7 protein-coding genes are annotated in these 12,861 nt (G+C 43.2%); all 7 read right to left on the reverse strand.

All coding sequences use genetic code 11. The features are described from left to right. Positions 1 to 97 precede the first annotated feature (97 nt). Positions 98 to 1,630 (reverse strand): alpha-L-arabinofuranosidase C-terminal domain-containing protein, encoded by a 1,533-nt coding sequence (locus QZ576_RS05200; protein ID WP_297094786.1) that lies wholly within the window; start codon positions 1,628 to 1,630, stop codon positions 98 to 100. Between the two features lie 179 nt (positions 1,631 to 1,809). After that, complete coding sequence (locus QZ576_RS05205) at positions 1,810 to 2,787, reverse strand: arabinan endo-1,5-alpha-L-arabinosidase (protein WP_297094788.1); 978 nt, start codon at positions 2,785 to 2,787, stop codon at positions 1,810 to 1,812. A 10-nt stretch (positions 2,788 to 2,797) separates the two neighbouring features. Then, a complete protein-coding gene (locus tag QZ576_RS05210; RefSeq protein WP_297094790.1) occupies positions 2,798 to 3,799 on the reverse strand; it encodes a glycoside hydrolase family 43 protein in 1,002 nt (333 codons plus the stop codon). Positions 3,800 to 4,296: 497 nt separating this feature from the next. Continuing rightward, positions 4,297 to 5,988 (reverse strand): arabinan endo-1,5-alpha-L-arabinosidase, encoded by a 1,692-nt coding sequence (locus QZ576_RS05215; protein ID WP_297094793.1) that lies wholly within the window; start codon positions 5,986 to 5,988, stop codon positions 4,297 to 4,299. Between the two features lie 83 nt (positions 5,989 to 6,071). Continuing rightward, complete coding sequence (locus QZ576_RS05220) at positions 6,072 to 7,829, reverse strand: RagB/SusD family nutrient uptake outer membrane protein (RefSeq protein WP_297094796.1); 1,758 nt, start codon at positions 7,827 to 7,829, stop codon at positions 6,072 to 6,074. 29 nt (positions 7,830 to 7,858) lie between these two features. Then, a complete protein-coding gene (locus tag QZ576_RS05225; RefSeq protein WP_297094798.1) occupies positions 7,859 to 11,056 on the reverse strand; it encodes a TonB-dependent receptor in 3,198 nt (1,065 codons plus the stop codon). A gap of 25 nt (positions 11,057 to 11,081) precedes the next feature. After that, complete coding sequence (locus QZ576_RS05230) at positions 11,082 to 12,779, reverse strand: hypothetical protein (protein WP_297094799.1); 1,698 nt, start codon at positions 12,777 to 12,779, stop codon at positions 11,082 to 11,084. Between the last annotated feature and the right edge of the window lie 82 nt (positions 12,780 to 12,861).

The following is a 12,861-nucleotide window of genomic DNA, read 5'->3' on the forward strand; positions in this document are numbered from 1 at the left end:
GCAGTTAAAATTTCGGCAGACCAGTGAGGGGTGGAAATGGACACAAAAAAAAGGAAGCAAAACTGCTTCCTTTCCTATTTTGTAAAACGATAATCGCTTATTGTAATTGTATTAAAACAACTGATTTTGATGGTAGCTCAACGGTTAATTTACCGTTTTTAGGTTTTGCTACATCAAAGTCTTTTAAGCTCACCGTTTCCTGCCTGCCAAAATCGTTATAGTTATTCATTTTGTCCGAAGTGATGATCTGTCCGTTTGCAGACGCAAATTCATCTCCGGTTACTTCAATTTCGATTGTTTCGCTTTTGTTTGGATTCAGATTACACATGGTAATTGAAACCACTCCGTCTTTTGTTGAAGCCGAAGTATGAACAGCCGGAACTGATTTTCCGTCGAACTCATATTGTTCGGTTTTCAGGTTCGTAGGAATCATTGTTGCATCCTGGTGAACGCTGTACATTTTAAACACGTAGTAAGTTGGCGTTAACACCATTTCGTCTTCTTTGGTAAGAATTACCGATTGCAAAACGTTAACGGTTTGTGCAATGTTACTCATCTTAACACGGTCGGCGTGGTTGTTAAAAATATTCAGGTTGATACCGGCTACCAATGCATCGCGCAAAGTGTTTTGCTGATACAGGAAACCAGGATTTGTACCTTCTTCAACATTAAACCAGTTTCCCCATTCGTCAACGATCAAACCAACACGTTTGGCCGGATCGTATTTGTCCATAATGGTTGAATGACGGTTAACCAGTGTTTCCATGTTTAGGGTGTTATTCATTACCGAAATCCACTCTTTTTCGCCAAAATCGGTAGCGTGCCCTTTGTCTTCCCACGAGTTGGTAAACGTGTAAGCGTGCAACGAAACTCCCTGAACAAGGTGAGGGTGACGCATTGTTTTTTGCATTACCACTTCCATCCAGTTGTAGTCGGCAATGTTTGGTCCACCGGCGATTTTATACTCGGCACCACCACAGTAGCTGGCAAAACGATTGTATAAATCAGAATAATATTCCGGAGTCATGTTTCCGCCACATCCCCAGTTTTCGTTACCAATTCCCCAGTATTTTACATCCCAAGGCTCTTCGCGACCGTTTTTTTTACGCAGGTCGGTCATTGGGCTAACGTTAGATGAAGTAACGTATTCAACCCATTCAGAAGCTTCCTGAACGGTTCCCGAACCAACATTGATGTTGATGTATGGTTCGGCACCAATAATCGAGCAAAAATCAAGGAATTCGTGTGTTCCAAAACTGTTGTCTTCGGTAACTCCACCCCAGTGAATATTTACCATTGACGGGCGATCTTCTTTTGGGCCAATTCCATCTTTCCAGTGGTAAGTGTCACCAAAACATCCTCCGGGCCAGCGCAGTACAGGAATGTTCATTTCCTGAAGTGCAACAATTACATCGTCGCGGAAACCGCGTGTATTCGAGATGTCGGAATTTTCTCCCACATAAATACCACCGTAAATACAGCGGCCAAGGTGCTCGGCAAAGTGTCCGTAAATTTCTTTGTTGATTTTTGTTTCTGCCTGATCAGTGTGCAAAGTCAGTGTACTTTGTGCAAAAGCCACCGAAACCGCCAATAGAAGAAAAGCAGATAATGTGAATTTTAATTTTAACATGATTCAGCTAATTTATGTTTGTTTCTATACTAATTTTTAATTCATAGGCAGTCAGGAGCCCTTTAAACGAAAGTACTAAATTAGCCTTTCTTAGCGAAGTTTCCCAATTGTAAAGGGAGCTTTGCACGTGGTAAGAACATTGTCCTGCCCCGACATAGTTGCCGGTATTCGGCAAATTGTTATTTCGTTTGATCAACAACAGGCCAACCGTCGTTGTCCCACTCCATTTCCCGAATAATCAATTTTTGCCTTCCATTATCGTGCGCATCGTAACCATGACAAACCAAATAGTCTTTCCCATTAAAAGTGTAAGCGGCGTTGTGTCCGATGGCGTACCAGTTATCGTTGCCTTTTAGTACCAGCGAACCTCCACCGGTAAGCATCGATTTTCCTTCTTTATCTAAATAGGGTCCCTCGATGTTTTTGGCGCGGCCAACCATAATTTTGTATGTACTTTCGGCGGCACGGCAACAATAATCGAAAGAAACAAAAAGGTAATAATAGCCATTCTGTTTGAAGATAAACGGCGCTTCTATTGCTCCATCGCCGGCTTCGGTTTCTTCAATATCAAAACTTCTTTCACGTTTGGCAATGGTGTGCCATTCTTCGGGTTGAGCGATAGTTGTAAGGTCGTCGTTTAATTTTACAAGTTTTAAGCCATTCCAGAACGAACCAAACGACATCCATGGTTGCCCGTCATCGTCGAAAGCAATGGCCGGATCGATGGCGTTCCAGTCGTCTCTTCCGGGAACTGACTGAATTACTTTTCCGTGATCTGTCCACTTATAATCCGGATCATCAGGATCGAGTGTTTTATTGGTAGCTACACCAATACACGAGGTGTTTTTACCAAACGCTGAAACCGAATAGTATAAATAATACTGATCGTTGTGGAAAATAATATCGGGTGCCCACATGTGCCCTGCAAAATCAGTCAGCGATTCTAAAACCCATTGCGGGGTTTCTTTAAAAACAGGGCCTTCTTTCGTCCAGTTTTTCATATCGGGCGACGACCACTGTGTAATTCCAAATCCTGTGCAAAACAGATAATAATTATCGTTCTCCTGAGTAATAACAGGATCGTGAACAAATATTTGCGACAATACATTTCCTGAAAAAAGGAACAGCGCTATTATAATGAGAATTGATTGCTTCATTTCTATGTGATTATTGAATTCCTTCAGATGTCATAATTACCCGTTTCATAGTGCCATCGGGGTTGTAGTGCAGTTCGTCGATACAAACCGACCGGCGGAAACTTCCACCGTTGGGTTGAATACCACCAGTGTGATAAATGAAATACCACTGATCTTGAAATTCGATGATGGCCTGGTGGTTTGTATTTGAGTTGCCAGCCAATTCGTTTAAAATGCCTTTGTATTCCCACGGGCCGGTAATCGACTTGCTCATTGCATAAGCCGTTTTTTCCGGGAACTGATAAGCGTACGATAGGTAGTACCAGTCGCCTCGTTTATGAATCCACGGTGCTTCGGTAAAATTAGGCAGCTCAACTGTATGTATTTCGCCATCCAACTCAATCATATTGTCTTTTAGTTTTGCCCAGTAACAAGCTGTATTTCCCCAATAGAGGTAAGCCTGTCCATCGTCGTCGATGTAAACGGTTGGGTCGATATCGTCCCAGGTGATCTGGGTATGTTCAGTGGTCATGTCGTTTGTGATTATAGCTTTTCCCAGTGCATCTTTAAACGGACCAACCGGACTATCGGAAACAGCAACACCAATTGCTTTTCCCTGAACGCTGCCATGTTCAACAGTTACATACCAGTAAAATTTTCCGTTGCGCTCGATAACTTGTGCGGCCCAGGCATCGCCTTTTGCCCACTCGAAATCTGTAGTTTTTAACGGAACGGGGTGCTCTGTCCAGTTTACCAGATCGGTGGAAGAATATACCAGCCACTCGTTCATGCGGTAAAAGTTAAAATCGTTTGGCGCTTCGTCGTGACCTGCGTACAAAAACACGGTATCGTTAAATACCAGCGCAGCAGGATCGGCAGTGAACTTATCCTTGATTATGGGATTATTGATATTAAGTTCTTTATGGGGCGGGTTAACGACAGCTTGCTGTTTTTCATCTTTTTGTTCCGTGGAGCAGTTCCAAAGAAACAGTCCAAAAAGACAAAGTGTTGCTAAGTTTTTTAATGATTTCATAGTTAAAATTTACATCAAACGGAACCGACATTTTATGCCTTGAGAAGGCTGGCTTTTATGCTTTTTTCGTTTGACATATTGGTTTGATTATTTTTAAATATAAAATTGATTACTATCCAGGTTTTGTACTTCTTAAATCACAGTTGAGTCAATCTTTAATTCTTGTTTTATCGTATTAGTCAGACCAAAACTGTACTTCAAAGATTCGAAACAAAATCTGTAAACAGGTGGAGTTTTAAATAATCCGGGTGGAGTTTTGGATAAAAAAATGGTTTTACTCCTGTGTCCACTTTGTCCTATTTAAAAGTCTCCGTCAGAAAAGCTTTTACTGAAAGCTATAATTCATTCACAGCATTGATTTATAGAAGTATATGGTTTTTAAGATCACAAATAAAAGTCTGCCCAAATCTTGTTTGAGCAGACTTTATAAATATCCTATCTATCGATGTTATAAATCGAAACTTCCAAGCTTATATTATCCAATCCCAACATCGTAATTATTCTGTTTTTTTACCCCAGTAAGTTGCGTCCAGATTTTTCTCAGTACCGGCATAAACCAGTGTTACAGCACGTGGAGAGGCTTCCCAATCCACTTCGCGTTCAACACAAACAATTACATTACCCAATGTTAGTTGTTTGTTCGATTCATCGTAGCTCCAGTTTCCTGTAAGTGCACCTGTCATCGTACCATCCGATTTCAGGGTAAGACCGGTAGCGCCATCTTGCTGCGCATAGTGGTAACTCAGGTTAATGTGCTCCCAGGTACCAACCAGCTCGTCTTCGGTAATCGCACCGTATTCTTCAGGTACGCCGGCATAACGTTCGGGCAATGCAATTGGCCACAGGTTATTGGGTTCGTTTACCGACGCCGGACACCAAACAATGCGGCGTACGTGACCCATCATTATGGCATTGGAGTAAGCGTTACCACCCACATTTTTAGGCAGTCGTCCCTGCGACATGTAGAACCATTCGTCGGTATTTTCTTTTTGGAAAATGCAGCAGTGTGCAATTCCTACCCAGCCGTAACCCTCACTAAATTTGTAAGGATGCGTTACAATCGGATAACTGTCTCCTTGCCCGTCGGTAAAGTTCCGACCGGTAATATCGTAGTACGGACCTTCAATGTTTTCGCTTCGTACCACTCGCGTGTTATACGGAACATCCAGTCCATCGTAAGCCATAAACAGGTAGTAGTAACCGTCTTTGTAAATTACTTCCGGCGCTTCACTTCCTTGCCAGCGCGATCCTGCGGTACGTGTACCGATTCTCACACCATAACGCTCAGCCAGCTCGCTTGCACTGTCGGCCCATGGATTACCCAGCGGATTGATTGGTTTTCCGGTTGTTGCATCAACTTGTAACAATGCAAAACCGCTGTGCCACGATCCGTGTATCAGGTAGTGGTTTCCATCGGGTGCTACAATGTATGTTGGGTCGATGGCGTTGTAGTAGAAATAACCACTCCAGTCGGATAAACTTGAGCGACTGTAGTCCAGTCCACGATCCGATGATGAGGTAGTTACAAAACCTTTGTCTTCCCAAACAGCTCCGGCCGGATCGGTTGATTCGCACATACCAATAAAGGCACGCTCGGTCCAGCTTCCGTCGAAGTTTTCTGCCGAATTGGTTTTACCCGACTCAATGTAATTAAAGATTACCACGCTGTAATACATGCGCAAAATCTCTTGTCCGCCAACGTTTACGCGGCGCACTACCGGTGCCCAGTATCCGTATTGAATATTGTCTTCAGCGATGGCATCCAATCCCATGCGCGAACGAATTGAGTTAAGCGAATCGGCTACCCATTCCGGTGCGTCGTAAAAAGGTCCGCCAACCCATTCCCAGTTTACCAAATCGGTTGAACGTTTTCCCTGAAAATGCCCGTGTCCTTCGTGAGCATTACCATACGATGCATCGGTGGCATACATGTAGTAATAACCGTTGTAGTAAGCAACCGATGGGTCGTGAACGTTGGCCAGGTTCCACTCGTCTCGGTTATTCCACGATGCTATTGCAGAATAATCGTCGGGATATGATGGTATGGTGAAATCGATATCGGGATCAGTGTTATCATCCGGATCTTCAGGTTTTGTTACAATTCCTGTTGGTCCTGAATCATCGCTGCACCCGACAAATGTGAGGGAAGTTATGCTGATGAGAATAATCAATAAATACTTGAGCTTCATGTTTAATTGCTTTTGATTAAAAACTTCCTTATCGACACAAAAAATATGCCGATAAGGAAGTGGCTATTTTTTTTGAACAGTTCCTAATTCAGATCAACAATCGGACGAACAGTGTACCCTTTTTCAAAGAAAGCAGGTCCGTTGTCTTCGTTCTTGTTTGCCGAGTTACCCACAAGATTTGGGTTAGCATTCAAGGTTGACTGAAAGATTGGGAAATATTCATGTCCTTTATAGTAATATTCGAACGATGAATCATCAGCTGTTTCTGCAGTAAGCAGTTCTGTTGAAGCTGTACCATCACGTTTGTAATAAGCGTGCTCAACCAACTGATTCAAACGATCAGCATCGTAGAAAAATCCCCAACGAAGCAAGTCGATACCACGTCCGTTTTCGCAACCAAATTCTTTTGGACGCTCAACGTTAGCAATTTGTTCGAACAGCGCATTTGCCGATGGGAAGTCTGAAACCTGAAGATCTTCAAGAGCAACACGGTTACGCACCTGGTTAATGTAATCGATAGCCGTTTGTGTTGGGCCGTTGATTTCGTTTTCGCACTCTGCAGCACGTAATAAAACGTCGCTGTAACGCATTAGGCGCAAGTTAACACCACAGTGCAATCCGTTTGTAATCGAGCTGTAAATGTTGTTTCTCGCATTGGTGAATTTCGCAATTGAGATACCACCCTGTGCATTGTTCGAAAGTGGAGTTTCAGTAATCTCTTGCTGATAAATGGTGTTACTACGAGGATCTCCGTTTGGATATGCATCGGTTTTCAAACCGGTGTAAGTGTTATATTCCGGTTCGTAAGTTACCAGTGTCCAGTATAAACGAGGATCTAAACGACCATCAGTACAGTTTTCAGCTCTGAACAGGTTGTACAACCATGGTGCTCCTGCAAGGTCACCCCAGCTACCCAATTCCTGAGAAGCGAAGTTACTTTCTACAGCGTGTCCCTGAGTTGCTTCAGAGCTAATGTTTACCGGAGTCCACTCTTCGTCAGTTCCGCCTGTTCCGTAGTCTAAAAATTGTACTTCGAAAAGACTTTCAGCGTTGTTCTCAGTATCTTCTTTAAAGTTGTCGCCATAGTCGGGCACCAACTCGTAATGTCCGTATTTACCGGCAATAATGTCTTTCAGTACGGTGTAAGCTTCGTTAAATTTATGACGGAACATTAAAGTACGCGCCAAATATCCGGCAGCAGCACCACATGTAGCACGACCTCCGGCCCACTCGCCACCTTCATCGCGCGATGGCAAAATGTTCATCGCTTCGGCAAAGTCAGCCTCAATTTGGTCGAATACTTCGTCTTGCGTGTTGTTAGCTGCATACATGGTGTTAATATCCGAGTACGAAGCATAATCAGTAATTAAAGGAACTGTTTGGTAATACGTTGCCAAAGCATAGTAAGCCAAAGATCTCAGGAACAATGCCTGACCTTTAATTTGGTTGTATGCATCTTCCGACATTTCAACTTCATCAACTTTCGATAATACAAAGTTGGTGCGGTTTACCACGTGGTAGTTGTCGCGCCAAGGCCACTCGTCACCAATTCCGATGGTTCCCGGAGAGTTCAAATTATCGTAATCTAAATACCACTGTTGAGATGAGTTCCAAACTTCGTCGCCACGTACAGCATCCAAAGTATAACCAACACGGGCGTAAGTACCTTCAAGGCGAATGCGGTTGTAGCACGCAACAATCGCCTCCTGAAGTTCTGATTCTGTGTTACCAAAATCATAGGTGGTCTGGTTGTTCGGATTCACAACATCCAGTTGCTCATTGCAGGCGGTAAAACCTCCAATAAGCGCCAACATTATTAGAATTATATTTAATCTTTTCATAATGATATCTTATTTATTCGATTATAGTTTTAGAATGAGAAGTTTACTCCAAACATCATGCTTCGTGGTGTTGGATACGAAGCGTAGTTGTAACCCGGAGTGAATGTTCCTCCTGCAAAATCTACGTTGTAACCTTTGTATTTCGACAATGTTGCTACGTTTTGAGCCGATGCGTAAACGCGAACACCGCTAATGTATCCGCCAAACCAGCTGTCGGGCATGTTGTAACCCAACTCGATGTTGGCAATTTTAAGGTACGATGCATCCTGAATGTAACGCTGGCTAAACATATCGTTGGTAATTGAACCCGCCGATTTGTATGCAATACGTGGTACATCGGTATTTGTGTTGTCAGGTGTCCAGGCATTCAACAGGTCGGTGCTTTTGTTAAGTGCACCGTACGAGCTGTGCAAGGTAACGTCAACAAAGTCAACAGCTTTAAAACCTGCAGCTCCGTGTGTTGCCACGCTCAGGTCTAAACCTTTCCATTCTGCACGTGCATTAAAACCAAAGTTAAAGTCTGGCAAACCGCTTCCCAGGTAAGTCTGGTCTTCGTTGGTAATCTCGCCATCGTTGTTCAGGTCGGCGTAAGCCACGTCGCCCGGCTGTGCTCCGGGTTGATTGATGTATCCACCTTCTGAGTTGATACGGTTATCAATTTCTTCCTGCGACTGGAAGATACCTTCGTAAACGTAACCATAGAATGAACCCACTTCGCGACCTACCTCTGTGCGGCTGTTACCATCGGTACGAGGTTCGCCCGAAACACCTAACTTTTTCACTTCGTTGTTCAGCGTTGATAAGTTGGCAGTAAGGTCGAATTTAACCGCATTTTGGTGATTGTGGTAGGCAACCAGGAACTCAAGACCTGAGTTCTCCATTGTTGCAGCGTTCATTGTTACTGTTGCGTTTGTAGCACCGGCGTTTGTCGGAACGGCTACACTGTAAAGCAAATCTTCTGATGTTGATTTATACCAGTCGAAAGTAAATTCTAATTTATTGTTGAACATACCCAGGTCAAGACCAAAGTCGATGGTTTTTTTCTTTTCCCACATGATACCTGTGTTCACGTAGTTAGAAATTGCAGAACCGGTAACTTTGTTGTTATCGAAACTGTACGTGTAGTTACCTCTCGACATTACGTCCATGTACTGGTATTCACCAATGTTTTCGTTACCCAGCTCACCGTAGCTACCACGAACTTTCAGTAAGTTAATTATCGATTCGTCAATATCGAAGAAGTCTTCGCGTTCGATACGCCAACCTCCCGAGATTGATGGGAACCAATCCCAACGGTCTTCAGAAGAAAGACGGCTAGAACCATCGCGACGTACGGTTGCCGAAAGCAGGTATTTATCGTCGAAATTGTAGTTGATACGACCGATGTACGAAGCCAAAACGTGTTCGCTTTCGTAACTGTTACCTGAAGTCTCCTCTGCATTATTGATTTGCAAATAGTAAGGCTCCGGCAGGTTCACACCTTTAGCGGCAAGTGTGTGGTAAAGCTCGCGCTGGAACGTTTGACCGGCAAGAACATTAACATGATGACGTCCGAATTTGCCATCGTAGTTAATTGTATTCTCAATCAATGCATCGGTATATTTACGGTATCCTTGCGACAGCGTTTCGTTGCTTTTCGACAAGTAGTTTGTTGTACTTTGAATAAACGCAGGAACAAAAGTGAAATCCTTTGCAGTTGTTTGGCTGTACGATAAGTTAAGGTTGTAACTTAAATTGTGATTTTCGTTTGCCTGACCAACCATATCTAACAGGTCGACATTTGCTGAACCTGACGCAACAACACGGTCAACCTGAGAATTTCTTTCCAACAAATTATTGGTAAGCAAAAGGTTGGTTACACGCAAGTCGCCATGCACATCGTCGTAGTAAGTTCCGTAACCGTACGAGTCGTAGTTGTATTCTGATGCAGCCGAAATTTTATCGTCGAGCACCCAGGTTGATTCATCGTAAGCTTTAATACTCGGAGGAGTAAGCAATGCCGATGCCATAACCGGATATTGTGCACCATATAAACCCTGAACATACTCGTTAGCGTTACTCAACGACATGTTGTCCTGGTCGCTGTGGCTATAAACAATGTTTGTTTTAATCTTGATGAATTTAACATCCATGGTGTTGTTTACACGGGCAGTATAACGTTCGAAGTTAGGACCTGCACCTTCCATTGTACCTTCCTGGCTGTAGTAGTCGAGCGCAATGTTGTAAGTGTTGTTTTCGCCACCACCCGATAAGTTGATGTTGTGGTTTTGGCGAATACCTGTTTTAAATGCTTCGTTGAACCAATCGGTGTTAACTACGCTTGGATCAAGGTATTTATCGCTTGTTGGATTGTATCCGGCAGGAACATCCATGTCGCTGTTATTGTATGCCATGGTAACGTACTGTCCGTATTGCGATGCATCCATAACATCGTAAACACCTTCTTGTACCTTGTCGATACCAAAGTAACCTTTATAGTCGATTTTCATCGCCTGGTTCTTTTTACCTTGTTTTGTGGTGATGATTACCACACCGTTTGCAGCACGCGAACCATAGATTGCAGCAGCCGCCGCATCTTTAAGCACCTGGAGTGTTTCGATATCGTTTGGCGAGAAATCGCGGATTGTTGTTCCCATTGGTACACCGTCAACCACATAAAGAGGAGCAGTGCTACCAAACGAACCAATACCACGAATACGTACTGTTGGGTCGGCTCCCGGTTGTCCGTCAGAAGTAATCTGAACACCCGAAACTTTACCCTGAAGCATGGTTGAGATGTTTGAGTTTGAAACTTTTTTCATCTCTTCGGTATCAACAATTGCCACCGAACCGGTAAGGTCAACTTTACGCTGTGTACCGTAACCTACAACCACAACCTGGTCGAGGCCGATCATATCCGGAGCCAATGTAATGTTTCCGATTTGAGTTTTTCCTTCAACGGCTACTTCAATGCTTTTGTAACCGATAAACGAGATTGATAGTGTAGCATCAGAAGGAACAGATAGTGAGAAGTTACCATCTAAATCGGTGATGGTACCGTTTGTAGTTCCTTTTTGTTGAATGGTTGCGCCCGGAAGCGGTTCTCCGTTTTCGTCAACGATTTTACCATTTACTGTTATGTTGTCTTGTTGAGCCATCGCCACCTGGTCGGCAGTACCGTTACCTTCTGCGTATGTTGCCGTTGAAAATGCCAGCAACCCCAACAGGATTAAAAATAAATATTTCATGTTTAAATATGTTTTATCAAAGTGATTATTCAACAATTACGATATAAGATCCTTCCAGCACAATTGCAGTATTCAAATCAGAGCTGTCTACCGTTATTCCTGCATATTCCTGGAAATGTGTTTCGCCGGTGGCATAAGTAACATCGTAACGAATGTCGGCAGTGTTGTCGCCGTTATTGGTTACAGTGATCTCAATTAGTGATCCGCTAATGCTTGCACCAAAAATGTCGAAGTTCCAGTCGTTTGTATTAGTTGATGTAGCATAACCGTCGCCCCAACCGAAGTTGTCCATACGAACTACACCGTATTCAGTCATGTCAGCTTTGCGAAGAATTGTACTCGGGCTGTTCCAGTTGTTAACACCATTCGAGTAAGCATACATTTTAATTGTTGTGCTTTCGCCTGATGGAACCGCGTAATCTTCAGAGAACTGTGTCCACCATCCGGTAGAGAAGTCGTAAGCACCTACCTGGCCAATACCTTTAGTAAGCGTAAGCGGGCATGTAGTAGTAACTGTGTTTGTTGCACCAACATACGATATAACTGCTTCCTGAGCACCTTCGGCTGCCGGAATTGTGCTAAACTGAAGTGATTCGTTCGATAATACACCGGTTGTTCCGTCGGAATAGGTAGCTGTAACAACCAATCCTCTGGTGTTGAATATGATATCCATTGTGTCGGTGTAGAAATAGTATTCAGTAATATTTGGTAATGTAGTAACCTCAAGAGCAGTAACCGAGTTGGTAACTTCCAAAGTATATAAGGTTGTTACAGGCTCGCTCAATTCGCCTTGTTTGGTTTTGTTGTAAGCTACAATAACTGTCTTTTCTCCAAGAGTTGTCATATCAGGAATTACCGAGAAAGTAATATCTGTAGTGTCAACTTCTTCAGACGATCCGTCGGCGTAAGTAACAGTTGCTACTGCATTTCCCCAGAAATCTTCGTTGCCAATTTCAACAAATTCAGGTGTTCCTGTAACCGAAATCGAAACCGGTGCAACATCTTCAACAACAGTTATCTCAGAAGGTAAAAGGTATGCTTCTTTCATCTCGAACCAGCTGCCATCAGTAATTAGGTAAGCATAAATATCGGCAGTTGCTGATACCGGTTGTTGGTAAGTCATGGTTAATACTGTACCGTTAGTTCCTTCAGCAACGGCTGTAACAAATGCGTTACCGGTAACTGAGTGGTCAATTTCCAGTGTAACATAAGCGCCTTGCATGGTTTCGCGGAAGTCATTCCAAATGTCGTCATCGCCATCGGTATCAGGATAATCCTGCGATACCAATCCTAAATCGAAATCATCGTTACCCCAGCCGTAAGCATCAGAACGAAGAACGAAATATTGTTCAAAACCATCGGCATCACGATCATCCATATTTGCTACAGCAAGGTTCCAGTTGTTCCAGTTATTAACTCCGGAGCCGTGGTTCACAAATTCTAAATGCAACAGTTTGTTTGTAGGAATGCCAAAGTAATCAGAGACTACAGTGTTCCATCCGGAACTGTTATCCTCCGCTCCAACTATTGGTGTAATGATGTTAAGGTAAGTAGTGTCTCCTGTGTTTACACTTGCTTTCGCATCTGCGATTGAGTCGATCCGGCTCTGCAAGTCAGATGGCGCATCAATTGAATAAGTCTCCAATTGCTCGCAACTAACCAGGCCAAACGCTGCCAAAACTGCTACGCATAAAGCGTATCTTATCAGTTTAGTTGTCTTCATAAAATTAAATTTGATTAAATACATTTTTGTTGATTATAAAGTATTGTTCATAAAACTTTCGTGGTATAATATTCTAACAGAT

The sequence above is a fragment of the uncultured Draconibacterium sp. genome, from assembly GCF_913060805.1.
GTDB lineage: Bacteria > Bacteroidota > Bacteroidia > Bacteroidales > Prolixibacteraceae > Draconibacterium.